21 protein-coding genes and 1 pseudogene are annotated in these 25,906 nt (G+C 60.4%); 15 read left to right on the top strand and 7 right to left on the bottom strand.

The window, feature by feature from the left end:
• Positions 1 to 61 precede the first annotated feature (61 nt).
• The 4 genes from SB725_RS23955 (at position 62) to SB725_RS23970 (ending at position 6,759) form a co-directional block, all read left to right on the top strand.
• Complete coding sequence (locus tag SB725_RS23955; protein ID WP_027924575.1) at positions 62 to 1,855, top strand: DUF1302 domain-containing protein; 1,794 nt, start codon at positions 62 to 64, stop codon at positions 1,853 to 1,855.
• 23 nt (positions 1,856 to 1,878) lie between these two features.
• Positions 1,879 to 3,246, top strand: coding sequence for a DUF1329 domain-containing protein (locus SB725_RS23960; RefSeq protein ID WP_410922655.1), 1,368 nt, complete (start codon positions 1,879 to 1,881; stop codon positions 3,244 to 3,246).
• Positions 3,247 to 3,385: 139 nt separating this feature from the next.
• Positions 3,386 to 5,941 (top strand): LuxR C-terminal-related transcriptional regulator, encoded by a 2,556-nt coding sequence (locus SB725_RS23965; RefSeq protein WP_027924577.1) that lies wholly within the window; start codon positions 3,386 to 3,388, stop codon positions 5,939 to 5,941.
• Positions 5,938 to 6,759, top strand: coding sequence for a hypothetical protein (locus SB725_RS23970; protein ID WP_156428506.1), 822 nt, complete (start codon positions 5,938 to 5,940; stop codon positions 6,757 to 6,759). Before SB725_RS23965 ends, SB725_RS23970 begins: the two co-directional genes overlap by 4 nt.
• A gap of 51 nt (positions 6,760 to 6,810) precedes the next feature.
• Here the strand turns inward: SB725_RS23970 and SB725_RS23975 are convergent, their stop codons facing one another.
• Positions 6,811 to 7,614, bottom strand: a complete 804-nt coding sequence (locus SB725_RS23975; RefSeq protein ID WP_027924579.1) for an IclR family transcriptional regulator — start codon at positions 7,612 to 7,614, stop codon at positions 6,811 to 6,813.
• A 164-nt stretch (positions 7,615 to 7,778) separates the two neighbouring features.
• Here SB725_RS23975 and hmgA point away from each other — a divergent pair, with 164 nt between their 5' ends.
• The 3 genes from hmgA to maiA are packed head-to-tail and all read left to right on the top strand — an operon-like array spanning position 7,779 to position 11,039.
• Positions 7,779 to 9,083, top strand: a complete 1,305-nt coding sequence (hmgA, locus tag SB725_RS23980; protein ID WP_410922656.1) for a homogentisate 1,2-dioxygenase — start codon at positions 7,779 to 7,781, stop codon at positions 9,081 to 9,083.
• A 3-nt stretch (positions 9,084 to 9,086) separates the two neighbouring features.
• A complete protein-coding gene (gene fahA, locus SB725_RS23985; protein WP_027924581.1) occupies positions 9,087 to 10,391 on the top strand; it encodes a fumarylacetoacetase in 1,305 nt (434 codons plus the stop codon).
• 12 nt (positions 10,392 to 10,403) lie between these two features.
• Complete coding sequence (gene maiA, locus SB725_RS23990) at positions 10,404 to 11,039, top strand: maleylacetoacetate isomerase (RefSeq protein ID WP_027924582.1); 636 nt, start codon at positions 10,404 to 10,406, stop codon at positions 11,037 to 11,039.
• A 95-nt stretch (positions 11,040 to 11,134) separates the two neighbouring features.
• Here maiA and SB725_RS23995 read toward each other — a convergent pair whose 3' ends face one another.
• Positions 11,135 to 11,938: a SirB1 family protein gene (locus SB725_RS23995; protein ID WP_027924583.1), complete on the bottom strand. Its 804-nt coding sequence runs from the start codon at positions 11,936 to 11,938 to the stop codon at positions 11,135 to 11,137.
• A gap of 183 nt (positions 11,939 to 12,121) precedes the next feature.
• On the opposite strand from SB725_RS23995, the gene SB725_RS24000 reads away from it, so the two are divergent.
• On the top strand, positions 12,122 to 13,141 hold the full coding sequence (locus SB725_RS24000; RefSeq protein ID WP_027924584.1) for a Glu/Leu/Phe/Val dehydrogenase family protein: 1,020 nt from the start codon (positions 12,122 to 12,124) through the stop codon (positions 13,139 to 13,141).
• 181 nt (positions 13,142 to 13,322) lie between these two features.
• On the opposite strand, the pseudogene SB725_RS24005 reads toward SB725_RS24000, so the two are convergent.
• Positions 13,323 to 13,562, bottom strand: a pseudogene (locus tag SB725_RS24005) (YebG family protein); the annotation flags it as partial.
• Positions 13,563 to 13,908: 346 nt separating this feature from the next.
• Between SB725_RS24005 and SB725_RS24010 the strand changes: the two are divergent.
• Positions 13,909 to 14,409, top strand: coding sequence for a phosphate-starvation-inducible protein PsiE (locus tag SB725_RS24010; RefSeq protein ID WP_027924586.1), 501 nt, complete (start codon positions 13,909 to 13,911; stop codon positions 14,407 to 14,409).
• Here the strand turns inward: SB725_RS24010 and SB725_RS24015 are convergent.
• A complete protein-coding gene (locus SB725_RS24015) occupies positions 14,406 to 14,723 on the bottom strand; it encodes a DUF3509 domain-containing protein (protein ID WP_027924587.1) in 318 nt (105 codons plus the stop codon). The two genes, SB725_RS24010 and SB725_RS24015, sit on opposite strands and share 4 nt — an antisense overlap.
• 264 nt (positions 14,724 to 14,987) lie before the next feature.
• Complete coding sequence (locus SB725_RS24020) at positions 14,988 to 16,364, bottom strand: L-serine ammonia-lyase (RefSeq protein WP_027924588.1); 1,377 nt, start codon at positions 16,362 to 16,364, stop codon at positions 14,988 to 14,990.
• Between the two features lie 135 nt (positions 16,365 to 16,499).
• On the opposite strand from SB725_RS24020, the gene SB725_RS24025 reads away from it, so the two are divergent.
• The 5 genes from SB725_RS24025 (at position 16,500) to SB725_RS24045 (ending at position 22,520) form a co-directional block, all read left to right on the top strand.
• Positions 16,500 to 17,447 (top strand): LysR substrate-binding domain-containing protein, encoded by a 948-nt coding sequence (locus SB725_RS24025; RefSeq protein ID WP_027924589.1) that lies wholly within the window; start codon positions 16,500 to 16,502, stop codon positions 17,445 to 17,447.
• A gap of 213 nt (positions 17,448 to 17,660) precedes the next feature.
• Complete coding sequence (locus tag SB725_RS24030) at positions 17,661 to 18,068, top strand: HPF/RaiA family ribosome-associated protein (RefSeq protein ID WP_027924590.1); 408 nt, start codon at positions 17,661 to 17,663, stop codon at positions 18,066 to 18,068.
• Between the two features lie 320 nt (positions 18,069 to 18,388).
• A complete protein-coding gene (locus SB725_RS24035) occupies positions 18,389 to 18,952 on the top strand; it encodes an RNA polymerase sigma factor (protein ID WP_027924591.1) in 564 nt (187 codons plus the stop codon).
• The gene (locus tag SB725_RS24040; protein WP_027924592.1) at positions 18,949 to 19,938 is read left to right on the top strand and encodes a FecR family protein; all 990 of its coding nucleotides are present in this window, start codon (positions 18,949 to 18,951) and stop codon (positions 19,936 to 19,938) included. Before SB725_RS24035 ends, SB725_RS24040 begins: the two co-directional genes overlap by 4 nt.
• Positions 19,939 to 20,090: 152 nt before the next feature.
• Entirely contained in the window at positions 20,091 to 22,520 is a 2,430-nt protein-coding gene (locus SB725_RS24045; protein ID WP_410922657.1) for a TonB-dependent siderophore receptor, read from the top strand.
• 151 nt (positions 22,521 to 22,671) lie between these two features.
• Here the strand turns inward: SB725_RS24045 and SB725_RS24050 are convergent, their stop codons facing one another.
• Positions 22,672 to 23,547, bottom strand: a complete 876-nt coding sequence (locus SB725_RS24050) for a helix-turn-helix domain-containing protein (RefSeq protein WP_027924594.1) — start codon at positions 23,545 to 23,547, stop codon at positions 22,672 to 22,674.
• A 138-nt stretch (positions 23,548 to 23,685) separates the two neighbouring features.
• On the opposite strand from SB725_RS24050, the gene SB725_RS24055 reads away from it, so the two are divergent.
• Positions 23,686 to 24,588 carry a DMT family transporter gene (locus SB725_RS24055; protein ID WP_027924595.1) on the top strand — a complete coding sequence of 301 codons (903 nt, stop codon included), beginning with the start codon at positions 23,686 to 23,688 and terminating at the stop codon, positions 24,586 to 24,588.
• A 39-nt stretch (positions 24,589 to 24,627) separates the two neighbouring features.
• On the opposite strand, the gene SB725_RS24060 is transcribed toward SB725_RS24055, so the two are convergent.
• Positions 24,628 to 25,602 (bottom strand): 2-hydroxyacid dehydrogenase, encoded by a 975-nt coding sequence (locus tag SB725_RS24060; protein ID WP_027924596.1) that lies wholly within the window; start codon positions 25,600 to 25,602, stop codon positions 24,628 to 24,630.
• Between the last annotated feature and the right edge of the window lie 304 nt (positions 25,603 to 25,906).

Raw genomic sequence — 25,906 nt, forward strand, 5'->3', positions numbered from 1 at the left:
CTTATCGCTCCCCGGTTGCGGCAGTAGGGTGGGGCCTTCTGTCACTCACCGGGGAAGACGCATGACAAAAACAACAATGCGCGCCATCTTCAAACCGCAAGCGCTGGCCGCTGCGGTGGCCTTGGGTTGCTGTGCCCAGGCGCAGGCTGTTTCATTCAATATCGGCGAGATCGAGGGCACGTTTGACTCCTCACTGTCCGTCGGCGCGAGTTGGGGCATGCGCGATGCCGAGAAATCGTTGGTGGGCACCGTCAACGGCGGGACCGGGCAGTCGTCGACCGGGGATGACGGACGGCAGAACTTCGGGAAGGGCGAAACCTTTTCCAAAATCGTCAAGGGCATCCACGACCTCGAACTGAAGTACGGCGACACCGGTGTGTTCGTGCGGGGCAAGTATTGGTACGACTTCGAATTGCAGGATGAAGATCGTCCGTTCAAACAAATCAGCGACCACGGCCGCAAGGAAGGCGCCAAGTCTTCCGGCGCGCAAATCCTCGACGCCTTCGTTTATCACAACTACTCCATCGCTGAGCTTCCGGGCAGCGTGCGCGCCGGCAAGCAAGTAGTGAGCTGGGGTGAAAGTACCTTCATCGGCAACTCGATCAACAGCATCAACCCGATCGACGTTTCTGCGTTCCGTCGCCCCGGTGCCGAGATCAAGGAAGGCCTGATCCCCGTGAACATGCTGTACGTTTCCCAAGGCCTGACGGATCAGCTCTCGGTCGACGGGTTCTACCAACTGGAGTGGGACCAGACCGTTCTCGACAACTGCGGCACGTTCTTCGCTGTCGACGTGGCGGCGGACGGTTGCAACAACAACTACACCGTCGGCAGCCCGGCGATTGCTCCTTTGGCGCCGCTGGCAGCCGCGTTTGGCCAACCGATTCAAGTGACCCGCGAAGGCGTGGTCGTTCCCCGCGGTGGCGACCGCGATGCGCGGGACTCCGGGCAGTGGGGCACCGCATTGCGCTGGCTCGGTGATGACACCGAGTACGGCCTGTACTTCATGAACTACCACAGCCGCACACCGACGGTGGGCACCGTCACGGCCGGCGCGTCGACACTGGCCAGCTTGCCGGGCATGGTCGGTATCGCCAACCGTCTGGCACCCGGTAGCGGTTCGGGGCTGGCGCAGAGCGTGATGCTCGGTCGCGGCCAGTACTACCTCGATTACCCGGAAGACATTCGTCTGTATGGCGCGAGCTTCTCCACCACCTTGCCGACCGGCACGGCGTGGAGCGGTGAGATCAGCTATCGCCCGAACGCCCCGGTACAGGTCAACACCAACGACCTGACCCTGGCCTTGCTCAACCCGATTGCCGGTGGTGCTGCATCACCGATTGCCACCACGCCTGGCGCTGACAACAAAGGCTACCGCCGCAAGGAAGTCACGCAAATCCAGAGCACCCTGACGCAGTTCTTCGATCAGGTACTGGGCGCGCAACGACTGACCGTGGTGGGCGAAGCGGCCGTGGTTCACGTCGGTGGTCTGGAGGGGCGCAGTCAGCTGCGTTACGGCCGCGACTCGGTGTACGGCCAGTACGGTTTCGGTGGCGACACCGAAGGCTTTGTCACCTCGACCTCGTGGGGCTACCGCGCCCGGGCAATCCTCGATTACGCCGACGTGTTCGCCGGGGTCAACCTCAAGCCCAACCTGTCCTGGTCCCATGACGTTGCCGGTTACGGCCCCAACGGGCTGTTCAACGAAGGCGTCAAGGCGGTCAGCGTCGGTGTCGATGCCGACTATCGCAACACCTATACCGCGAGCCTCAGTTACACCGACTTCTTCGGCGGTGACTACAACGTCCTCGAAGACCGCGACTTCGTGGCGCTGAGCTTCGGCGTGAACTTCTGATCTGGCTGAGAAGGATGATTTCAATGCGCAAGATGATTCTGCAATGCAGCGCCCTGGCCCTGAGTTTGCTGGCCGCCAACGTGATGGCGGCAGTGTCGCCGGAAGAAGCCAACAAACTCGGCACCAGCCTCACGCCGCTGGGGGCCGAGAAGGCCGGTAACGCCGACGGCTCGATCCCGGCCTGGACCGGTGGCCTTCCAAAAAACGCTGGCGCGGTGGACAGCAAAGGCTTTCTCGCTGACCCGTTCGCCAGCGAAAAACCGCTGTTCGTGATCACCCCGGCGACCGTCGACAAGTACAAGGACAAACTGTCGGAAGGCCAGGTGGCGATGTTCAAGCGCTACCCGGAAACCTACAAGATCCCGGTCTACCCGACCCATCGCACCGTGGCCGTGCCGCCGGAAATCTACGAGTCGGCCAAGCGCAGTGCGCTGAACGTGACCACCATCAACGATGGTAACGGCCTGGCCGGTTTCACCGGCAACCGCTACTACGCGTTCCCGATTCCCAAGAACGGCGTCGAAGTGATGTGGAACCACATCACCCGATACCACGGCGGTAACCTCAAACGCATCATCACCCAGGTGACCCCGCAAACGAACGGCAGCTACACGCCGATCCGCTTCGAGGAAGAAATCGCCGTCCCGCAACTGATGAAGGACCTGGATGCGGAAAAGTCCGCCAACGTGCTGACCTTCTTCAAACAGTCGGTCACCGCGCCAGCGCGTCTGGCGGGTAACGTGCTGCTGGTGCACGAAACCCTCGATCAGGTGAAGGAACCGCGTCTGGCGTGGATCTACAACGCCGGCCAGCGTCGTGTACGTCGCGCCCCGCAAGTGGCCTATGACGGCCCGGGCACCGCCGCTGACGGTCTGCGCACCTCCGACAACTTCGACATGTTCTCCGGTGCGCCGGATCGCTACGACTGGAAACTGATCGGCAAGAAGGAAATGTACATTCCGTACAACAGCTACAAACTCGACTCGCCAAACCTCAAATACGACGACATCGTCAAGGCCGGGCACATCAATCAGGACCTGACCCGCTATGAACTGCACCGTGTCTGGGAAGTGGTCGGCACGGTCAAGCCGAGTGAGCGCCACATTTACGCCAAGCGCCACATGTACATCGATGAAGACAGTTGGCAAGTGGCGCTGGCGGATCACTACGACGGTCGCGGGCAACTGTGGCGAGTGGCTGAAGGGCATGCTCAGTATTACTACGATCACCAGACTCAGGCGTACACGCTGGAAGCGCTCTACGACATCATCGCCGGCCGATACATCGCGCTGGGGATGAAGAACGAAGAGAAGCACAGTTTCGAGTTTGGCTTCGAAGCCAAGATCGCCGATTACACGCCATCGGCGCTGCGTGCGGAGGGGGTTCGGTAAGGGCTTTATCCATTCACCGTGCAAAAGGCGACCGATGGGTCGCCTTTTTTATGGCTGTCGATCAACGCCCTGAATACTTCTCAACAAGCGGGTTAGACAGGTCTAGGGTGGCCTCACAATTATAAAAAGGCACGCTGCAATGACCGCCATGACTCCGTGTCTGGACCGTTCCGGATTCCTGCCCCGTCTGTCTTCTCATCACCTGTCGCGTGAGCGCTTGAGCGAGCCGTTGCTGGCGTCTACCGCGCGGGTGAAATTGATCTGCGCACCCGCTGGCAGTGGCAAGTCGGCGCTGCTTGCCGACTGCCTGTTGCAGGCGCCGCCGCAGTGCCGGGTGTGCTGGTTGCCGTTGTCGGGCAGGGTGATGAGCGCGGCGGATTTTCGTCAGAGCGTGGCAGAAGCGCTGGGGCTGGCTTCGTCAGAAGAGCCGGCGATGCTTGGCGCGATGGCTCGATTGCAAGTGCCGACCTGGCTGTTTCTGGATGACTATTGCCGCGTTCCGAACCCGGAACTCGATCAGCTGCTGGATCGCATGCTGGCCGTCAGCAGCCCGGCGCTGACCTGGTGGCTGGGCGCCCGCCGTCGCCCGCAATGCAACTGGCCGCGGTTGCTGCTCGATGACGAATTGTACGAATGCGAGCGCGCCACGCTGGCCTTCAACCAAACCGAGGTTGCCTCGCTGTTGCGCCACCTGACACCGGCCGATGCAAGCACCGCCGCCAGCAAGATTATCCAGCTCAGCGGAGGTTGGTGTGCTGGAGTACGCGTTGCGCTGCTGCAAAAATGCGACTGGTCGCGTAACGACCCGCATCACAGCCGACCTGACACGTTGCTCGATTACCTCGAACACGAACTGTTTACCAGCCTGACCCCTGAGTTGACAGAGGCCTGGCGGGTGCTCGCGCATTTGCCTCGCTTCAATGCACGTTTGTGCGATCACCTGTTTGGCGCAGGGGAGGGCGCGCAATGCCTGAAGACGTTGCAGGATCTGGGGGGCTTTATCGAGCCCTGGCAGGACTCGGCCGACTGGCTGCAGATCTTCCCTCCACTCATGCAATTGATGCGAGATGAACAATGGCCGGCCGGACGTTCCTGGCATCGCCGCGCCTGTCAGTGGTTCGCCGCTGAACTGGATTGGAAAGCGGCGTTCGAGCAGGCGCTGCTGGCTGAAGAGTTTGAGGTCGCGGTGAGTCTGTTGCAGCACTTCAGTTTCGAGCATTTGTTCGAGGAGCAGACGGTCGTGCTGTTGTTGCGTTTGTATGAGCATCAAGGCGCAGAGCTTATGTTCGGCTCAGCGCAATTGGTCGGTTTGATCACTGCGGCATTGTTGTTTGCCGGACGATTCGAGCAAGCCGCCGATTGCATCGAACAGTTGTCGCGCTTTACCCCACAACCCTCGGCGGTCCAGCAGCGACAACTGATCGCACGGTGGCAGGCGCAGCAGGGCTGGTTGCTGCATTTGCAAGGGCGTATGGAGGGCTCGCGCGCGCATTTTCTTGAGGCGCTGAGCGAGCTCTGTCCTGACCTGTGGACCGTGCGCTTGATGTGCCTTTCGGGTCTGACGCAACAGGCCCTGCTCAGGGGGGAGCTCGAAGTGGCGCAGGCGATAAACCGCGATGCGTTGTGCCTGGCGCGGGCGCAAGGCTCGCTGGTTTTCGAAGGGCTGCTGGAGCTCGATCATGCGCAATTGCTGGAGCAACGTGGAGCCCCTCAACGAGCCGACCAGTTGCTCGCCAACGTTCAGGGCTTGCTCACTCAACAGCCGCGGATCGCCGAGCCCCTGCTCGGGCGAATTGCCTTGCACCGTGGGCGCTTGAGTTTGTGCCAGGGCCTGGATGCGCAGGCTGCCGCGTATTTCGAAGCGGGGCTGCTCATCTGTTTGCGCAACCACGACAAACGGGTGCTTTACGGTTTCCTCGGTTTGGCGCAGGTGGCGGCCAATCAGCGCGACTACGCCCAAGCCTTTGTCCAGCTGCGCGATGCCGAGCGCTTGATGCAGCAACGGCAGATTCCTGACACCGTTTACCGCGGTGTGCTGTTGCAGATCAGCAGTCAATTCTGGCTTCAGCAGGGGCGCCCGGAACTGGCTCATGAGGCGCTCAGTCGTGTACTGCGCCACTATCGTGGTCCGCATGCGAGGCAGGCGCCTCCCGCGACCCTGATGTTGATTGCGCGTATCGATTATCTGTTGGTGTTGGCAAAGGTCGCTCTGCATCAGGCCAAAGACCCGCTGAACCATTTCGCCCAGGCACTTGAGCAGTCGCAACGCGCAGGGATGCGGGCGCTGGAGGTTGAATTGCTGTTCGCCGCGGCTGAAGTCGCGTGGCAGAACGGTGACATGGTCGGCGCCCGGGATGGGTTGCGCAAAGGATTGAATCTCTCCAGGCACCATAGCCTTCACCAGGCGCTCAGTGAGTTGCAATTGCGTCAGCCTGATCTTTTGCCGGTACTGGAGGAGGCTTGGGACCGTTCGGAAAAAAATCTGCCGGTGAGTGAAATCAATCCACTCAGTCTGCGTGAAGTGGAAGTGCTCAAGCTGATTGCGCTGGGCAATTCAAATCAACAAATAGCCGAGCAGTTGTTTATCTCCTTGCACACGGTGAAAACACATGCACGGAGAATTCACGGGAAGTTGGGTGTGGAGCGCCGGACGCAAGCGGTTGCGAAAGCCAAGAGTGTCGGTTTGTTGGATTGAGCGAAAGACTGTTTGCTATTGGGCACGAAGCTCACGGCGTGCAAAGAGCCGGTTCTGCTATAAAACTATCTTCTGGCGAAGGGGTTTACGAATTCTGGCTTGAAGGTGCGCGCATCACGGGAGGGTATGTTTTTGGTGAGGGGCATGTGAAGTTCGCCTATGTCCCGAATTCGCCCGGCAAAGCCTTTATCTGGGTCGGTGATTTATCCAAGGCTATCGAGAACGATCGCATTTTGGGTGAGCATCTTCTGAGTCTGGCCGGTTTGCGTGGGAGGGACAGGGTCGGCGCTTACATCAGCAAGTCCGGTGATCCGCGAGGTTCGCAGCCAGTGCCCGGGTTAGGCGGTACTTATCCGGTCTACAACTTCAAGGCCGAATACGAAAGCCTGATTGATCGCTCGCTTGATGATCTGGATGTGCTGACCACTTCGCCAGCCGAAGCGTTCTGGCAGGAGACAAAGATTCTTCTCGAAGTGGCATTGGATGTGATTTCAATCTTTGTCCCGCCGGTGGGTTTCGTTGTCAGCGTGTTGAAGATCAGTCATTCGATCGTGCAAGGCATCATTGCATCCAGCCATGGCGACTCTGCAGGCGCCAATGCGCATTTTGCTACCGCGTGGCGTGGGGCAATCGTCATGTACCTGGGTAAAGTCGCCTCGGTAGGATCGGCGGCCTCAGCATTTGGCCTGCTGTCCACAATCAGGGATCTGAGCGACGTGCTCTCCGCCGTCACGGGCGTGCCGGTTGGAATCAGTTATGTCACGGCGGTGGCTGTGCCGCACTGGACCCCCGAGAGTACGACCCACGTGATCGGTTGACGGTCGGACCCACATCCAGGCGTTATCCCGAGGATGATTGATCGGAGCTGATCAGCTCCGGTCTTGAGACATCGGTGATGCCTCATACCCCATCCGCCAGCTCACGGCCCGCGTCGCCGCCAGTAATCGCTGCGCCGCCGGGCCGTTTTCGTCGGCGTGAAACAACGAGGTCGGGCCGACAATGGTCAAGACCGCCGCGACATTCCCCACGGCGTTGAATATCGGTGCCGACAAGGCATCCACCCCTGGCATCAACAACCCATGCACATGATGCAGGCCGCGCTCGCGGATCTGTTCGCACAAGGCCGTATAGGTTTGATCGTCCGCCAAGATATGGTCCGTGGCGTTGTGCAGTTCCTGATTGCGCAAGTCCACGGTTTCCCGTTTCGGTAGATAAGCGCCAAACACCAGGCCAGTGGACGAACTGAGTAATGGCAGCACCGAACCCAATTGCGTCACCACGGTTACCGCACGCACCGCCGGTTCGATGTGGACCACGGTCGCGCCCTGATTGCCCCACACCGCCAGAAAACAGGTTTCATTCAGCTCATCGCGCAGCTCGGCCAGGGGCAGGGCGCCGACTTTCAGCACGTCCATACTGTTGAGTGCAGCGAGCCCGACACGCAAGGCTTCACGGCCGAGACCGTAATGGTTGGTGGCCGGGTTCTGCTCGGCAAAGCCGCTGGCGATCAGCGCCTGCAAATAACGATGAACCTTGCTGGCCGGCATCTGCACGTGTTCGGCCAGGCGCGACAGGGAGGTCGAGGGCGACAGCTCGGCCAAGGCCTTGAGGATGTCAGTGCCGACCTCGGCCGAGCGGACTTTCTGTTTGTCGTTGTTGCGCGGCGTTTCCATGGAGGCGGTCTGATCCCGGGACGAATGGGCGTCTTTATAGCTTGACGGTCAATACCAATCAAATTACGTTATGCGTAATCAGATTACGATAAAAATAACCCTGGCGTGCCGAACCTCTTCAACAGAGTGACAGGCCATCGCCTAGTCCCCGTTCAGGAGGCTCCATGAACCCTGATTCAACCGCGCCAGCGCTGGCTTATCAGTCCGGCTTCGGCAATGAATTCAGCAGTGAAGCGTTGCCCGGCTCACTGCCCGTCGGCCAGAATTCCCCGCAAAAAGCCCCGTATGGCCTCTACACCGAATTGTTCTCCGGCACTGCGTTTACCATGGCTCGCAGCGAAGCGCGGCGGACCTGGATGTACCGCATACAGCCATCGGCCAATCATCCGGCGTTCGTCAAACTGGAGCGGCAACTGGCCGGCGGCCCATTGGGTGAAGTGACCCCCAACCGCCTGCGCTGGAACCCGCTGGACATCCCGACCGAGCCGACCGATTTCATCGATGGGCTGGTGAGCATGGCGGCCAACTCGGGCGCGGAAAAACCGGCCGGAATCAGCATCCATAGCTATCGCGCCAACCGCTCCATGGAGCGCGTGTTCTTCAACGCCGACGGTGAAATGCTGTTGGTGCCTGAGCTTGGCCGTTTGCGCATTGCCACTGAACTTGGCGTGCTGGAGCTGGAGCCGCTGGAGATCGCCGTGCTGCCGCGCGGGCTGAAATTCCGCGTCGAACTGCTCGACCCACAAGCGCGCGGTTACATCGCCGAGAACCATGGCGCGCCATTGCGTCTGCCGGACCTGGGGCCGATCGGTAGCAATGGCCTGGCTAACCCGCGGGACTTCCTGACGCCGGTTGCGCACTACGAACACCTCAAGCAACCGACCACCCTGGTGCAGAAATTCCTCGGTCAGTTGTGGGGGTGTGAGCTTGATCATTCACCGCTGAATGTGGTCGCCTGGCATGGCAATAACGTGCCGTACAAATATGACCTGCGCCGTTTCAATACCATCGGCACGGTTAGTTTCGATCACCCGGACCCGTCGATTTTCACGGTCCTGACTTCGCCAACCAGCGTGCATGGTCTGGCCAACCTCGACTTCGTGATCTTCCCGCCGCGCTGGATGGTCGCCGAGAAAACCTTCCGTCCACCGTGGTTCCACCGCAACCTGATGAACGAATTCATGGGCCTGATCCAGGGCGCTTACGATGCCAAGGCCGAAGGCTTCGTGCCCGGTGGCGCGTCCTTGCACAGTTGCATGAGCGCTCACGGCCCGGACGGCGAAACCTGCACCAAGGCCATCAACGCGGAGCTGGCGCCAGCGAAAATCGACAACACCATGGCGTTCATGTTCGAGACCAGCCAGGTCCTGCGCCCGAGCCGTTTTGCCCTCGACTGTCCGCAACTGCAAACTAATTACGATGCCTGCTGGGCCACGCTGCCCGCCACTTTCGACCCGACCCGGAGATAACCCATGACTCAGACTTCCATCACTCGTAGCTGGGTTGCCTCTGCCAACGGCCATACCGATTTTCCGCTGCAAAACCTGCCATTGGGCGTGTTCAGCGTGAACGGTTCGGCCCCGCGTAGCGGCGTGGCGATTGGCGACCATATCTTTGATCTGGAGGCGGCACTGGATGCCGGCCTGTTCGACGGCGCAGCCAAAGCCGCGGTCGAAGCGACCCGTGGCGGTCAGTTGAATGCTTTTTTCGAACTCGGTCGCGAAGCACGTGTTGCCCTGCGTGAACGCTTGATCGAACTGTTCAGGGACGGCAGCACGCTGCACGGCAAGATCGAAGCCCAAGGCGCAAAACTGCTGCCATTGGCGGCTGATTGCACGATGCACCTGCCGGCGAAAATCAACGATTACACCGACTTTTATGTAGGCATCGAGCACGCGCAAAACGTCGGCAAACTGTTCCGCCCTGACAACCCGCTGCTGCCGAACTACAAGTACGTGCCGATCGGCTACCACGGTCGCGCCTCGACCATTCGCCCGTCGGGCACTGACGTTCGTCGTCCGAAAGGGCAGACCCTGCCGGCCGGTCAGACCGAACCAACGTTTGGCCCGTGCGCACGTCTGGATTATGAACTGGAACTGGGTATCTGGATCGGTCAGGGCAATGAGATGGGTGACTCGATCGCCATCGGTGACGCTGCCGATCACATCGCCGGTTTTTGCCTGCTCAATGACTGGTCGGCGCGTGACATTCAAGCCTGGGAATATCAGCCGCTTGGCCCGTTCCTGTCAAAAAGCTTCATCACCAGCATCTCGCCATGGGTCGTCACTGCCGAAGCGCTGGAGCCGTTCCGTCGTGCCCAGCCTGCGCGCCCTGAAGGCGATCCGCAGCCGCTGCCGTACCTGTTCGACAAGCGCGACCAGGCCGCTGGCGGGTTCGACATCGAGCTGGAAGTGCTGCTGCTTACCGAAGGCCTGCGCGAGCAAAACCTGCCGGCCCATCGCCTGACGCTCAGCAACACCCAACACATGTACTGGACTGTGGCGCAAATGGTTGCACACCACAGCGTCAACGGCTGCCAGTTGCAGGCCGGCGACCTGTTCGGTTCGGGCACCTTGTCCGGTCCGGAAAACGGTCAGTTCGGCAGCCTGCTGGAAATCACCGAGGGCGGTAAAAAGCCGATCGAGCTGGCATCGGGCGAAGTGCGTAAATTCCTTGAAGACGGCGACGAGATCATCCTGCGTGGCCGTTGCCGCCGTGAGGGTTTCGCGTCCATCGGTTTCGGCGAATGCCGCGGCAAAGTACTGCCGGCGCGTTAAGAGGATCGGGTGATGGAACTCTATACCTACTACCGTTCGACTTCGTCCTATCGGGTGCGTATTGCGCTGGCGCTCAAGGGCCTGGATTACCAGGCCCTGCCGATCAACCTGATTGCATCGCCAGGTGGAGAACATCGTCAGCCGGCCTACCTGAGCATCAACCCGCAAGGCCGGGTGCCGGCCTTGCGCACGGATGAAGGCGACCTGTTGATTCAGTCACCGGCGATCATCGAGTACCTCGAAGAACGTTATCCACAGGTGCCGCTGCTGTCCAAGGACCTTGCCGCCCGTGCACACGAGCGCGGTGTGGCGGCGGTGATCGGTTGCGATGTGCATCCGTTGCACAACGTCAGCGTGCTCAACAAGCTGCGCCAGTTAGGCCATGACGAACCGCACGTGGTGGAGTGGATCGGACACTGGATCAGCCAGGGGCTGGCGACGGTGGAGCAGTTGATCGGGGATCAAGGGTATTGCTTTGGCGATGAGCCGGGATTGGCGGATGTCTATCTGATCCCTCAGCTGTACGCGGCCGAGCGATTCAACATCGCCCTCGAAGCGTATCCACGGATTCGCCGGGTCGCGGCGTTGGCAGCCACGCATCCAGCGTTCATCAAGGCCCACCCGGCCAACCAGCCGGACACCCCATAAAGCCTCACTCGATCAATATGTGGGAACGGGCTTGTGGCAGGCATAAATGCAGGCCATACCGAAATCAAACTGTAGGAATGAGCCTGCAGGGGTTCTCAGTGGACGATTGAGTTGGGCGGCAGGTGCCCCAGGCGTTCGGTCAGGCGAATCCGCTGGATCGGGTCGTCGCTGAGCAACAGCGCATGCTCCAGATCGAAACGCTCGGCATTCGGGCAGTCCAGGCGCTGATAGAGGCTGGCCCGGGCCAGGTAATCGGCGGCGCTGGCATCGCCCAGTTCCAGCACTCGTTCGGCGTCGACCAAGGCGCCTATGTAGTCATCGTGGGAGAGGTGCAGTTGACGCAGGTTTCGCGACAGGCGTTGCAGCATCTGCACCGGGTCTGCCGTCAGTAAATGGTCGGCGCCGAGTTTCATGTTCGGACCGTACTGACGTTGCAGCAGCTCCCGGCAGTCGTTGGGGTACAAACGACGTCCGCCACAAGGGTCCAGCAGGTGGTCGGCGCCCGGCACCCGCAGCAGGAAGTGCCCGGGGAAGTTGACCCCCACCAGTGGGATCTCCAGGCGTTTGGCCAATTCCAGCGCAATCAGCCCCAGGGACAGCGGCTGGCCGCGCCGCAGTTCCAGCACTTTATTGAGCAGGGCCACTTGCGGGCGCAGCGGCGTGAAGTCGTCCTGCGCGAACCCCAGGTCATTCATCCGCCGCAACAACGGCTGGGCCAGCTCGCTGACCGGTAACATCGGCAAGCCATGGCTGACTTGCTGTGTCAGGTCGCTGAAGTCGGCCAGCACGGCCTCGGGATTCAGCCTTGAGTCGTGCTCGACCGCCATCCACAGCGCCGCTTCGAACAGCGCGGGCGGTGAACGTTGCAGGCAATCGAAGAAGCGTTGGCGGGGCGTCATCAAAATCTCCGGCAGATGCCTCGTTTTAGCCCCGTCTCCGGCATTCGTCCAGTGCTGCACACATCCGGTTTCAGGTTATGTCCGAAAGCCTGCAATGTGGCTCCGCTTATTCCGGCGCGCTTCTGCAATTTTTGGGCGCAAGCCTATACTGGCGACTACAAGAAGTGATTCGGGAGCCCCGCGATGTTCGCTCTCATGCAAAGCACTCGCCTTGAATCGCTGCATCTGAGCGTCGACCCGGTCACCGGGTTGAAGGCGGTCATTGCCATTCATAACAGCCGGCTCGGGCCTGCCCTGGGCGGTTGTCGTTACCTTGCCTATCCCAGCGACGAATCCGCGGTCGAGGATGCCATACGCCTGGCGCAAGGCATGAGTTACAAGGCGGCACTGGCCGGGCTCGCTCAGGGCGGCGGCGTGGCGGTGATTGTTCGCCCGATCCATGTGGAAAATCGCGCCGCGCTGTTCGAGGCGTTCGGACGCTGTATCGATCAGCTCGACGGTCGCTACATCACCGCCATCGACAGCGGCACCTCGGTGGCGGACATGGATTGCATCGCCCAACAGACCCAACACGTCACCAGCACGACGTCGGCCGGCGATCCTGCGCCGCATGCGGCCATGGGCGTGTTCACCGGTATTCGAGCGACCGCGATGGCCCGTCTGGGCAGCGATAACCTGGAAGGCCTGCGGGTGGCGATCCAGGGTTTGGGCAACGTCGGTTATGCGCTCGCCGAACAACTGCACGCGGCTGGCGCGGAACTGCTGGTCAGCGATATCGATCACGGCAAGGTGCAATTGGCGATGGAGCAGTTGGGCGCTCACCCGATTGCCAACGACGCACTGCTCAGCACACCGTGCGACATCCTTGCGCCGTGCGGCCTGGGCGGCGTGCTCAACAGCCACACCGTGACACAACTGCGCTGCTCGGCGGTGGCCGGCTCCGCGAACAATCAACTGACGCACCTGGAAGTCGCCGATCAACTTGAACGGCGGGGCATCCTGTATGCGCCGGACTACGTGATCAATTCCGGTGGGCTGATCTACGTTTCGCTCAAACACCGCGGCGAAGAGCTGACAACCATCACTGCACACCTGTCAAAAATCGCCTCACGGCTGACCGAAGTCTTCGCCCATGCCCAAGCGGAAAAACGTTCGCCGGCGCGGGTGGCGGACGAATTGGCAGAGAAAGTGTTGTACCGCTGAGCGACTCTTTTGTCCGGGACATGAAAAAGGCCCTGAGTCCTTCGACTCAGGGCCTATTCAATTCGGGCGTTGCTTATTTCGGCGTCTTGGTCGCTTTGGCGGGCTTGGCCGGTGTCGGCTCAGCGGCTTCAACCGACTCGGCAGGTTCAGCCTGTGCCACCACTTCAACCGGCGCATTCAGCAGTTCGGACAACGCATCCGGCTGGCTCTTGAATGCCTTGGCGAACACATCGCGATTCTTCGCCATGTAAATCCCGGCTTCTTCCACTTGCTGCTCAGTCAGGGACGGAACGGCTTTTTGCAACACTTCAGCCAGCAATTCAGCCAGTTCGAGCATTTTGTCATGACGGTCAGCTTCGGCTTTATCCATGAACAAGCGCTCCAGATCTCGGCTGCTGCGGTATACCACTTCGACGGCCATTCACCACCTCACATGCCTTCACATTAGTTGTCTGTTTCGACCACTGTATTTATATACAGCGAAAAGGATAAGCGAATCCCTGCGCTTTGGGTAGTGGCTTTTTAATGTAGACCGAAATTGGCGTTTGTCAGGTGAACTATGTCGCCCCCACAGTGGTTTTGTGAACGTCACAGATCCCTGTGGGAGCCGAGCTTGCTCGCGATGGCGTCAGTGGATACACCACAAAAGTGTCCAGCAACAACTCATCACCATCTCACCGAGAGTGACTGGCCTTTTTTCTGCATGCAGAACAACCGTCACGTCAATCCAGCATCATCCGCTCGAACCGAGCTAAGGAAGCATCATCGTGAAAATAAACTGGGCCGAGAACCTGCGGCAGAACGTGCACCAACTGGCCGAGTCCCTGGGCAATCTGTTCGTCGAGACGTTCCACTACCTGGCGTTGTTCGCCATCGGTGCTGTGACCGCTTACGCAGCGGTGATGGAATTCTTGCAGATGATCGAAGCTGGGCACATCAAGATCGACGACATCTTGCTGCTGTTCATCTACCTCGAGCTGGGGGCGATGGTCGGGATTTACTTCAAGACCAACCACATGCCAGTACGATTCCTGATCTACGTGGCGATCACCGCACTGACGCGACTGCTGATCTCCAACGTCTCGCACCACAATCCGCCGGACGTGGGGATCATCTACCTGTGCGGCGGGATTCTGCTGCTGGCGTTTTCGATTCTGGTGGTGCGCTACGCCTCGTCGCAATTCCCTTCGGTGAAGATTGAACACCCGCAACGCAAGGTCGGTGCGGGTTCCAGTGAACATCCCGAAGTGGAGAAGGGCGAGCTTTAAAGCCGGATCGAAGGTCGCGGCCGGCCTTTGACTGGCGGTGGTGGCAGGGAGCGACTGTCGCCGTCGGTCATGGCTTCGAGGATGGTCATGGCGCTGTGGCCCTGCTCGATGGCGATGCCGAACTGAATGCTTTGCACCAGGCGCTTCAGGCGCTTGGGGTCATTGCGTTGTTCGGCACTGATCATCCGTTTGGCCACCACGCGGCCGCTGTTGGAGAGGGTCAGCATGATGCTGCCGTCCAGACCCTGAATGCTCAGGTTGATCTGGTAATCCGGTGCAAAGGCATCGGTAATGACCTGAAAGGGGTTGTCCATGATGCGTCACCGCCTGATTGAACGTGCAGTTGTTGACCGGCCATATCCGGGTTGGTTCGCACCACCAGACCATCGGCCGATCGCTCGCTGAGGTTTCAAAAGTCCTTTTGCCTCAGAGGTGACTTAGCAAGGGGCATGCCGGAAAAATTGTCGGACAATGATCACGGCAGAAAACAGGCGGGTGCCCTGACCATCAAGCGGCCCGCCTTCTTTTTGCCTGCCCGTTTCAGGGCATGAATGCGCAGATGACCGCAGACAGTGCAATCAGCACTCCACCCAGCTCACCGCCAAACCGCCGCGTGACGTCTCTTTGTATTTGTCATGCATGTCCGCGCCGGTATCGCGCATGGTGCGGATGACCCGGTCCAGGGAAATGAAGTGCTTGCCGTCGCCGCGCAGGGCCATTTGCGTGGCGTTGATCGCTTTCACCGCGGCAATCGCGTTGCGCTCGATGCACGGCACTTGTACCAGGCCGCCGACCGGGTCGCAGGTCAGGCCGAGGTTGTGTTCCAGGCCGATTTCGGCGGCGTTTTCCAGTTGCTCCGGGGTGGCACCGAGCACGTCGGCCAGACCGGCGGCCGCCATCGCGCAGGCCGAACCGACTTCGCCCTGACAGCCGACTTCCGCGCCGGAGATCGAGGCGTTTTTCTTGCACAGAATGCCGACTGCCGCCGCGCCCAGAAAGAACGCAACCACGTCGTCGTCCGACGCGTCCGGGTTGAACTTCATGTAGTAATGCAGCACCGCCGGAATGATCCCCGCCGCACCGTTGGTCGGTGCCGTGACCATGCGCCCGCCCGCGGCGTTTTCTTCGTTCACGGCGAGGGCAAACAGGTTGACCCACTCCATGGCCGACAGGGTGGAGGTGATGACATTCGGCTTGCCGATTTCCAGCAGGCTGCGGTGCAGTTTCGCCGCACGACGGGGCACGTTCAGGCCACCCGGCAGGATGCCTTCGTGACGCAAACCCTGCTCAACGCACTCGCGCATCACCGACCAGATGTGCAGCAAACCCTGGCGGATCTCGGATTCGCTGCGCCACGCCAATTCGTTGGCCATCATCAATTCGCAAACGCGCAAACCGTGCTGGTTGCAGAGCCGGAGCAATTCGGCGGCGCTGGAGAAATCGTACGGCAGCACTACATCGCTGGCAGGCGCGATGCCCGACTCGGCTTGGGCCGCTTCGATGATGAAACCGCCACCCACCGAGTAGTACGTTTGTTCGTAGAGTTCGCCGGATTCGCCGAACGCTGTCAGCGACATCGCGTTGGGGTGGTAGGGCAGGCTCTCGTCCAGCAGCAGGAGATCGTGCTGCCAGTTGAAGGCAATTGTGGATGTACCGGCCAGGGACAATTCACCGGTTTCGCGCAAGGTCTGGATACGGCTGTCGATGGACGTGGGATCGATGCTGTCCGGCCATTCGCCCATCAGGCCCATGACGCAGGCGCGGTCGGTCGCGTGGCCGACGCCGGTGGCTGACAGGGAGCCGTAAAGGCGGATTTCTACCCGACGTACGGCGTCCAGCACATGCTGGTCAACCAGCGCCTGGGCGAAGGTTGCGGCGGCGCGCATCGGGCCGACGGTGTGGGAGCTGGACGGACCGATGCCGACTTTGAAGAGATCGAAAACACTGATAGCCATGCTAAACCCTATACAAGCAATGGAAGAGAAATCGCTGCCATTTTTGTAGGACGAGCGCAATCTAGGCGATACTGCCAACCTCGGTCCGCCGTGACCAACGAAACTTCCTAAGACAGCCTTTAGTGGGACTAAACAATGAGCCGTCAATTGCATGCCCAGACCTACGTCTGGCTGCACGTGTTTTCTTGTGCCGCGCGGCACTTGTCGTTCACCCGTTGCGCCGAAGAACTGCACATCACGCCGGGTGCGGTCAGTCAGCAAATCCGCCAACTGGAAGAACGTTTAGGGTTCCGCCTGTTTCACCGTCGTGCGCGAGGGGTGGAACTGAGCGCTGAAGGCCAGCGCCTGGCCATTACCGTCAACGAGGCGTATGGCAGCATTGATGCGGAATTGCGCCGACTGGACGCCGGAATGATCAGCGGAACGCTACGGCTACGCTCGATTCCGTCGTTCCTGAGCAAATGGCTGACGCCCCGTCTGCCACGTCTGCAACAGCGCTTTCCGGACATCCAGTTGCGTCTGGTGGCCGAGGACAGCAGCGTGCCGCTGCACGAAGGTGATTTCGATCTGGCCATTGACCTGAACGATGGCAGCTACCCTGGCCTGTTATCCACAGCCTTGCTCGACGAGCAGATTTTCCCGGTCTGTGCCCCAAGCCTGCTGCGCGGCCGACCGCCGCTGCATGGCCCGGCGGACCTGATGCATTTCCCGTTGTTGCACGACATCACCGCCTGGCGTGGCAGTTATGAATACGCGGAGTGGGAGTTCTACTTGAATGCCATTGGCTTCGAGGGCGCCGACGTGCGGCGCGGGCACACCTTCAATCGCAATCACCTGACCATCGAAGCGGCCATTGCCGGGATGGGCGTGGCGATTGCGCGACGCACATTGCTCAACGATGAGCTGGAGCGGGGGACATTGATCGTGCCGTTCGGGCTGGCGGTGCCCAATCACAAGCGCTACATGCTGCTGTATGCGCCGGGGGCCTTGAGCCATCCAGGCGTGCGCGCGGTGCATGACTGGCTGGTGGAGGAGGCGGGGATCTTTCGAAGTTTGCACCCGCTGGCAGAGCAGCAGATGTGAGCAATTATGACAAAGAAGCGTGTCGACCCAACTCCCGACCTTAACAGCGCTTTTGCTCGTTGTCCGGGTTTTTTTGCGAATCCATATTTATCTTTTTTTAGGGGTTGAATTGTTCTGCGCGCAGACCGATTGTGTAAGTAAGAGGTCACGGTGATGACGCCCAAGGGCTAGCCGAAGGGCCTCTCGCGAGCTAGCTGAAATAAGGGATGAACTATGCAAATCCAAGTCAACAGCGATAACCATATTCAAAGCAGCATCCGACTGGAGGAGTGGGTACGTACTACCATTGAGAGCACGCTCGAACGTTATGCAGAGGACCTGACCCGCGTCGAGGTCCACCTGTCAGACGAAAACGGCGACAAGCCCGGACCGCACGACATGCGCTGCCAGCTGGAAGCGCGGCCAAAAGGCCACCAACCGATTTCTGTCACTCATAAAGCCGATAACCTGGAACTGGCGATCGACGGCGCGGCCGAAAAACTCGAACATGCGCTGGAACACCTGTTCGGCAAACTGCGAGGCAAACCACGTGCCGCTGTGGTGCCGTTCGAACGAGCAGCAGCCGATGAGCTGCTTGAGGAAGAATTTCTCGAGAACGAGCAAGCCGCGCAAAACGGCTGACAGCTGATTCGCTTTTTATCTTTCCACCCCTGAAAACGGGCCTGCTGATGCAGGCCCGTTCTTGTTTCTGGGTTTCGCGGGCTTCCGGCGGTACACGTTCTGTGTAGCAGCTGCCGAAGGCTGCTACAGGATGTGCGCGATCCGTATCCGGCAATCAGATCTCTTTGCGTATGAGAATATTTATCATTAATATTGCGCCCTCGCTGGCCCGATGACTTTCACGCGGCCTTACCGGTTTCAAGGTCGCACCATGACAGACACCACCACGCTCCCGGTTCGCTCTCGATTGGCCGTCGCCGAATGTGCGCAAGGCTGACCCGATGATCACCCTCCCACCTGAATCTCACGACGATGAACACCGCGGGGCACGCGCGCATTTCCTGCACGTGTTTCTTTCCCAGCGTTCGCAGATGGAAGCTTTGGTGAACCGGCGCGTGGGGTGTCGGGCGACGGCGGCGGACCTGGTGCAGGACTTGTTCCTGCGTTTCTGGCGTCGGCCGCTGGTGCAGGTCGAGGAACTCAGCACCTACCTGCTACGTTGCGCCGGCAACATTGCCATCGACCATTTACGCAGCGAAGGCACGCGAGTGCGGGTCAATGAAGGCTGGATGCCGGACGCGCCAGACAGCCATGGCAGTGAGCCGCAAGCCGCCCTGGAAGCCGGCAACGATTTGCGTCACGTCGAAGCGGCGCTGCGCGCCTTGCCGGAACGCACGCGGCAAATCTTCCTGCTCAACCGCATCCACGGTCGCAAGTACGCCGAAATCGCCAAAGCCATGGGCTTGTCCCAAAGTGCCGTGGAAAAACATATGATGCGCGCCCTCGATGCCTGCAAGGCCAGCCTGCGGGAACCGCCCACGCGCACGCCAGGGAAAGCACCGTGAATCAGCTTGAACGCGTCATCCCGACGCCCGCTCAGGAACAGGCCGCCTTCGCGTGGCTGTGCTTGCTGCATGACCAGCCCAGCAGTGGCGATCAACTCACGTTCAGTCACTGGCTGAAGGCTGATCCCGCACACGCCGAGGCTTATGCACAGGCTCAAGTGCTGTGGGAATTGAGCGAATCGCCGGCGCGAACCCTGGCCGATGAAGACGCTTTCGCCTTGCAGGGTTATCTCAATGCCATGAATCAATCGCGCCGCCACAGCATTCGGCGTTGGTCGGGGGCGTTGGCGATGGCGGCGTGCCTGTTGTTGATGATGGGCCTCGGCGCGGGTTGGCAGCCAGCGCGTTGGATTGACGACCTGGGGGCGGACTATGTCTCGGCGCCGGGGGAAATTCGCACCGTGACCCTGGCGGATCAATCGCGCGTCACGCTGGATGCCGACAGTGCCATTGCCGTGGATTTCAGTCGCGGTGAGCGGCACGTCCAGTTGCGACGCGGCGCCGGGTTTTTCAGCGTGACGCATACGGGTGATCCGTTTGTGGTCGACGCTGAACAAGGCCAGGCGAAAGTGCTGGGCACGCAGTTTGAAGTGCGCCTGCAACCGCAGGGTGCTCAGGTCACGGTGTTGTCAGGACGGGTCGGCGTGACAGCGAAGAAGTACGCCGAGCCGCAAATTCTGACCGCCGGCCAGCAAGTGGCCTATGGCGAGGGCGCGGCGGAAAAACTGCATGCGGTCGACAGCGAGGCGCAGTTGGCCTGGCGTCAGGGCTGGCTCAATTATTACAAGGCGACGTTGGCGGAGGTGGTGCAGGACCTCGGTCGCTATTACCCGGGGAGGATTGTATTGCTCAACGATGAGCTGGCGGCACGGCGAATCAGTGGCAGCTTTCCGAGCAAGGATCCGCAAGCGGTGTTGAGTTCGTTGCAGGGGGTGTTGGGGTTTGAGCAGCACAACGTGTTGGGGCATCTGATTATTTTGCGCTAAAGCCTCTGCCCCCATGGCGGGCAGACTCACCACCACATCCCTCAAACAAAAATATTTTCAACATTTTGATGAGGTAAACCCAACCCCCATCCGTGTGTGACTGAAACTGCGAGTCATTCGCATCCGTAGCGGTTCTACACAGGTCATGAGCAATGAAGTCCAGGGCAAAATCGGGTTCGGTCAAACAGTGGTTGGGTGTTTCGGCACTGAGTATGTTGGCGCTGGCCTTGCTGCCATCGAGCATTGCCTCGGCGGCTGAAGCCAACAACACGCAACAGCGTGCCCAGTTCAGTTTCGCCATCGCCGCCAAACCGCTGCCCCAGGCCCTGAGCGACTTCAGCCGGGTCACCGGCATCAGCGTGGTCTACACCGATGAAGCGCCGTATGGCCTCACCGCCCCGGCGATCAATGGCCAGTTGAGTGCCGAGCAAGCGATGCAGCGTTTGCTCAGCGGCTCGGGCTTCACCTTCCGCCGCACCGATGCCAAAACCCTGATGCTGGAACCCGTACCCACGGCCGGCACCTTGAACCTTGGCGCGACCACCATCACCTCGGTCGCCGATCAATCCATGAGCTATCAACCGCCGCCCACCAGTTCGGTGATGCGCTCATCGGCCTTGCTCCAGGAAATTCCGCAGACCGTCAACGTCGTCCCGGCCCAGGTCATTCGCGATCAGCTGCCGCGCAATCTGGATGACGCGCTGGCCAACGTCAGCGGCATCACTCAGGGCAACACGCTGGCGAGCACTCAGGACTCAGTGATGACCCGCGGTTTCGGTGACAACCGTAACGGTTCGATCATGCGCGACGGCATGCCGATCGTGCAGGGCCGCGGCATGAATGAAAGCGTCGATCGCGTCGAAGTGCTCAAGGGGCCGGCCTCGCTGCTGTACGGCATTCAAGACCCGGGCGGGGTGGTCAACCTGGTCAGCAAGAAGCCGGAACTTGAGCAATACAACGCCCTGACCCTGCGCGGTTCGACCTATGGCGATGGCAAAAACGGCAGCGGTGGCAGCCTCGACAGCACCGGCGCGCTCGGCACCTCGGGCCTCGCCTACCGCATGGTGCTGGACCACGAAGATGAAGATTACTGGCGCAATTTCGGCACCCACCGCGAGTCGCTGGTGGCGCCGTCGCTGGCCTGGTTTGGCGAAAGCACCAAGCTGCTGTTCTCCTACGAACACCGCGAGTTCCTGACCCCGTTTGACCGTGGCACGATCATCGATCCGCGCACCAACCACCCGCTGGACATCTCGCGCAACGAGCGCCTCGACGAGCCGTTCAACAACATGGAAGGCCGTTCGGACCTGTACCACTTCGAGGCCGATCACGAACTCAACGACAACTGGACCGCCCACTTCGGCTACAGCTGGAACCGTGAAACCTACGACGCCAGCCAGGTGCGCGTTACCGCCATCGACACCAAAAAAGGCACGCTGACCCGCAGCATGGACGGCACGCAGAATGCGATCAGCACCGACCGCTTCACCACCGCCAGCCTCGAAGGCAATGTCGAGTTCGCCGGGATGAAACACGACCTGGTGTTCGGCGTCGATGACGAGTACCGCAAGATCTACCGCGAAGACCTGATCCGCCAGAAAAGCCTGAGCACCTTCAGTTACGTCAATCCGGTCTACGGTCGCGAAGTCGCCGGCACCACCGTCAGCCCGGCGGACAGCGCGCAAACCGATGAATTGCGCAGCGACTCGATCTTCCTGCAGGACTCGATTCACCTCACCGATCAATGGGTTTTCGTCGCGGGCGGGCGCTTCCAGGAATACGACCAATACGCCGGCAAAGGCGTGCCGTTCAAGGCCAACACCGACAGCAACGGCCAGAAGTGGGTACCACGCGCGGGGTTGGTCTATCGCTACACCGATGAATTGTCGTTCTACGGCAGCTACACCGAATCATTCAAACCCAACTCCACCATCGCGCCTTTGAGCGGCAGCAGCACCGTGCTCGATGGCAGCATTGCGCCGGAAGAAGCCAAGGCCTGGGAAATCGGCGCCAAGTTCGACCTGCCGGGGCGCATCACCGGTGACATCGCGCTGTTCGACATCAAGAAACGCAACGTGCTGGTGGCCAACTCCGAAGGCCCGGTGACGATCTACAGCGCTGCTGGCGAAGTGCGTTCCCGTGGCCTGGAAGTGGACGTGACGGGACAGCTGACGGATCGCTGGAGCATGATCGGCAGTTACGCCTACACCGATGCCGAAGTCACCGAAGACCCCAACTACAAAGGCAAGCAGCTGCAAAACGTCGCCAAGAACAGCGGCTCGCTGTCGGCGGTCTATGACTTTGGCACCATTGTCGGTGGCGATCAGTTGCGGGTCGGCGCCGGGGCGCGTTATGTCGGTGAGCGAGCGGGTAACGCTGTGAACGATTTTGACCTGCCGAGCTACACCGTGGCGGATGCGTTCGCCACGTACGACACCAAGGTTGAAGGGCAGCGGGTCAAGTTTCAGCTCAACGTGAAGAACCTGTTTGACCGCACGTACTACACCTCGGCGGCGAGCCGGTTCTTTGTGTCGATGGGGGATTCGCGGCAGGTGTTGTTGTCGAGCACGTTGGAGTTCTGATCGAAGACTGCGTCATCGTTCATCGCGGGCAAGTCGAATCGCCGCACCGCCGGCTCCCACAGGGATCGAGTTCCTTCATGAGAATGCGGTCAAATGTGGGCGCCGGGCTTGCCCGCGATGGCGGCCTCACCGGCGCCAATCATCTTAAGTACTACCGCAAAAACGCCTGCCGATACTCCCCAGGCGTCCCACCCAAAGCCTGCCGAAACCGATTGGTGAAATGACTCGCACTGGCAAACCCGCACGCCAACGCAATCTCCCCCAACGGCTGCGACGTCGAGCGCAACAACTCCCGCGCCCGGCCCAATCGGCGAGCCAGCACATACTGATGCGGCGGCAAACCAAAGCTCTCGCGAAACATCCGCGCAAAGTGATATTCCGACAGCGCACACAGCGCAGCCAACTGCCCAAGGCTGATGGCCTCGGCCAATTGATGATCGATGAACTCAACCAACAGCCGCCGCTGATGCGCCGCCAGTCCACCCTTGAGCCGCAACCCCTCACGCATGCCGACCTGGCCAAGCAATACGTGGCTGAGCATTTCATGAGCCAGGCTGCTGGTCAGCAAACGTTCGCCGGGTTCGTCCCAGTTGAGGGTCAGCATCTGTCGAAAGCGTCGGGCTTGCGCTGGATCGTCGAGGAAAGTGCCTTCGCGTAATTGCAGTTCACGCGGTTCGCGGTCCAGCAGCGTGACGCAGCCGAGGGCGAATTGTTCGGGGCTGAAATACAGGTGGGCCAGGCGAATGTCGCCATTGATCACCCAGCCTGACTGGTGATCCGCCGGCAGAATGCACAGCTTGTCCGGGCCGCCCTTGGTGCCGGGCTGGTCGCGGCGGAAGGTGCCGGTGCCGCCGGCGATGTAGCACGACAGCGTGTGATGGCTCGGCGCTTCGTAGTCCTGGGCGTCGTGATGGTTGCTCCACAAGGCTGCAGCCATGCCGTCACCGAGCTCGGCGCTGTGCTCAAGGCGAGCATTGGGCGAGCGGTTGAGGGCTTGAAAGACTTGCAGCGTTTCCAGTGCGGGCATGATCGGTTCTCTCCAACGCCTAGCATCCTACTCCGTAGACGTTGGCCTGCCAGCCTCTGCGCGGACAAAAGCGCAAGTTTATGCAAGTGCGATCCGAGCGCCCGCAGGACACTGAGCCTCTACTGAGGAGTGTTTGCCATGAACCTGTCGTTGTACTTGCTGACCGTGCTGATCTGGGGCACCACCTGGATTGCCTTGAAATGGCAATTGGGCGTGGTGGCGATTCCGGTGTCGATCGTCTATCGCTTCGGCCTCGCGGCGCTGGTGCTGTTCGCGATGTTGCTGCTGAGTCGACGTCTGCAAGTGATGAACCGACGCGGGCACTTGATTTGTCTGGCGCAGGGGCTGTGCCTGTTCTGCGTCAACTTCATGTGTTTCCTGACAGCCAGCCAGTGGATTCCCAGCGGCCTGGTCGCCGTGGTGTTTTCTACCGCAACGTTGTGGAACGCCCTGAATGCGCGGGTGTTCTTCGGCCAGAAAGTCGCCCGCAATGTGCTGATGGGCGGTGCGTTGGGTTTGTTCGGACTTGGCCTGCTGTTCTGGCCTGAACTGGCGGGCCACACCGCGAGCCCGGAAACCTTGCTCGGCCTGGGCCTGGCGCTGCTCGGAACCCTGTGCTTCTCGGCCGGCAACATGCTGTCGAGCCTGCAGCAGAAGGCCGGTCTGAAACCGCTGACCACCAACGCCTGGGGCATGGCGTATGGCGCGGCGATGTTGTCGGTGTGGTGCCTGGTCAAAGGCATTCCGTTCGACATCGAATGGAGCACCCGTTACATCGGCTCGTTGTTGTACCTGGTCATTCCCGGTTCCGTGATCGGTTTTACCGCTTACCTGACCTTGGTTGGGCGCATGGGGCCAGAACGCGCGGCCTATTGCACCGTGTTGTTCCCGGTGGTGGCGTTGAACGTGTCGGCATTTGCCGAAGGCTACCAATGGACTGCACCGGCATTGGTGGGCCTGGTGCTGGTGATGCTGGGTAACGTGTTGGTATTCCGTAAGCCCAAGCCACCTGCGTTGCAGGGGAATGGCAAATTGGCTTGAACGAACGGGCAGACGCTTAAAAACGTCTGCCCGTTGTCATTAGCCTTTCCAGACTTGCGGGTTGACCAGATCTTGCGGCCGCTCGCCCAGCAAGGCGCTACGCAAGTTGGCCAATGCACGGTTGGCCATGGCTTCACGGGTTTCGTGGGTGGCGGAACCGATGTGCGGTAATGTCACTGCGTTTTTCAGCTGGAACAGCGGCGACTCGGCCAGCGGTTCTTTCTCGTAGACGTCCAGACCGGCGCCGCGAATGCGGTTGTTTTGCAGCGCTTCGATCAGGGCCGGCTCGTCGACGACCGGGCCACGCGAGATGTTCACCAGAATCGCGCTTGGCTTCATCAGCGCCAGTTCACGGTGGCTGATCAGGTGCCGGGTTTTTTCGCTGAGCGGCACCACCAGGCAGACGAAATCGGCTTCGGCCAACAATTGATCCAGCGTGCGGAACTGCGCGCCGAGTTCTTGTTCCAGCTCGGTCTTGCGGCTGTTGCCGCTGTAGATGATCGGCATGTTGAAGCCCAGGCGACCGCGACGGGCAATGGCCGCGCCGATGTTGCCCATGCCGACGATACCCAGGGTTTTGCCGTGTACATCAGTGCCGAACAACGGCGCGCCGACGGTGGCTTGCCATTGCCCGGCCTTGGTCCAGGCGTCCAGTTCGGCAACACGACGAGCGCTGCTCATCAGCAGGGAAAACGCCAGGTCGGCGGTGCTTTCGGTGAGCACGTCCGGGGTGTTGGTGAGCATGATCCCGCGTTCGTTGAAGTAGGCAACGTCGTAGTTGTCGTAGCCGACCGAGACGCTGGACACCACTTCCAGCTTGGCGGCGTTCTCCAGCTGTGCGCGACCGAGTTTGCGACCGACACCGATCAGGCCGTGGGCGTGGGGCAGGGCTTCGTTGAATTGGGCGTTGATGTCGCCGTTTTTCGGGTTTGGCACGATGACGTCGAAGTCTTGCTTGAGATGTTCGACCATTTCGGGGGTGACGCGGCTGAAGGCGAGGACGGTCTTTTTCATGGGAGGAGGGCTCGTCGGGCGTGGAGAATGCCAAGCACGCTAACATTCTTCCCCGCTGTTGTGCGAGTGCCCGGGCGTCGGGTATGCGCCTATTTAAACTGTGGGAGTGAGCCTGCTCGCGAAGGCGTCCTGACAGACGACCATTCTCTTTCTTGGTGTACATATCCATTCCTGCGGTAACGGCCGCTGGCGGTTTCGCCCTTACGGCGAGGCACTTTTTTCAAACGCCCTCCGTGTCAGGCTACCTGTCGCCCTTGTTGATTGACTCACTCATGCAAGAGGGCGAAGGTGTTTAGCAATGTCC

It is taken from the genome of Pseudomonas sp. SIMBA_041 (assembly GCF_046535095.1).
In the GTDB taxonomy this organism is placed as follows: Bacteria; Pseudomonadota; Gammaproteobacteria; order Pseudomonadales; family Pseudomonadaceae; genus Aquipseudomonas; species Aquipseudomonas mucoides.

What these genes read in the sequence shown, in the direction of transcription:
- SB725_RS24035 (WP_027924591.1), top strand. Translation starts at nt 18,389, where the DNA reads ATGATCACCCTCCCACCTGAATCTCACGACGATGAACACCGCGGGGCA.
- hmgA (WP_410922656.1), top strand. Translation starts at nt 7,779, where the DNA reads ATGAACCCTGATTCAACCGCGCCAGCGCTGGCTTATCAGTCCGGCTTC.
- SB725_RS24045 (WP_410922657.1), top strand. Translation starts at nt 20,091, where the DNA reads ATGAAGTCCAGGGCAAAATCGGGTTCGGTCAAACAGTGGTTGGGTGTT.
- SB725_RS24025 (WP_027924589.1), top strand. Translation starts at nt 16,500, where the DNA reads ATGAGCCGTCAATTGCATGCCCAGACCTACGTCTGGCTGCACGTGTTT.
- SB725_RS24055 (WP_027924595.1), top strand. Translation starts at nt 23,686, where the DNA reads ATGAACCTGTCGTTGTACTTGCTGACCGTGCTGATCTGGGGCACCACC.
- SB725_RS24060 (WP_027924596.1), bottom strand. Translation starts at nt 25,602, where the DNA reads ATGAAAAAGACCGTCCTCGCCTTCAGCCGCGTCACCCCCGAAATGGTC.
- SB725_RS24020 (WP_027924588.1), bottom strand. Translation starts at nt 16,364, where the DNA reads ATGGCTATCAGTGTTTTCGATCTCTTCAAAGTCGGCATCGGTCCGTCC.
- SB725_RS23975 (WP_027924579.1), bottom strand. Translation starts at nt 7,614, where the DNA reads ATGGAAACGCCGCGCAACAACGACAAACAGAAAGTCCGCTCGGCCGAG.
- SB725_RS24050 (WP_027924594.1), bottom strand. Translation starts at nt 23,547, where the DNA reads ATGCCCGCACTGGAAACGCTGCAAGTCTTTCAAGCCCTCAACCGCTCG.
- SB725_RS24000 (WP_027924584.1), top strand. Translation starts at nt 12,122, where the DNA reads ATGTTCGCTCTCATGCAAAGCACTCGCCTTGAATCGCTGCATCTGAGC.
- SB725_RS23995 (WP_027924583.1), bottom strand. Translation starts at nt 11,938, where the DNA reads ATGACGCCCCGCCAACGCTTCTTCGATTGCCTGCAACGTTCACCGCCC.
- maiA (WP_027924582.1), top strand. Translation starts at nt 10,404, where the DNA reads ATGGAACTCTATACCTACTACCGTTCGACTTCGTCCTATCGGGTGCGT.
- SB725_RS24030 (WP_027924590.1), top strand. Translation starts at nt 17,661, where the DNA reads ATGCAAATCCAAGTCAACAGCGATAACCATATTCAAAGCAGCATCCGA.
- SB725_RS23965 (WP_027924577.1), top strand. Translation starts at nt 3,386, where the DNA reads ATGACCGCCATGACTCCGTGTCTGGACCGTTCCGGATTCCTGCCCCGT.
- SB725_RS24015 (WP_027924587.1), bottom strand. Translation starts at nt 14,723, where the DNA reads ATGGACAACCCCTTTCAGGTCATTACCGATGCCTTTGCACCGGATTAC.
- fahA (WP_027924581.1), top strand. Translation starts at nt 9,087, where the DNA reads ATGACTCAGACTTCCATCACTCGTAGCTGGGTTGCCTCTGCCAACGGC.
- SB725_RS23960 (WP_410922655.1), top strand. Translation starts at nt 1,879, where the DNA reads ATGCGCAAGATGATTCTGCAATGCAGCGCCCTGGCCCTGAGTTTGCTG.
- SB725_RS23955 (WP_027924575.1), top strand. Translation starts at nt 62, where the DNA reads ATGACAAAAACAACAATGCGCGCCATCTTCAAACCGCAAGCGCTGGCC.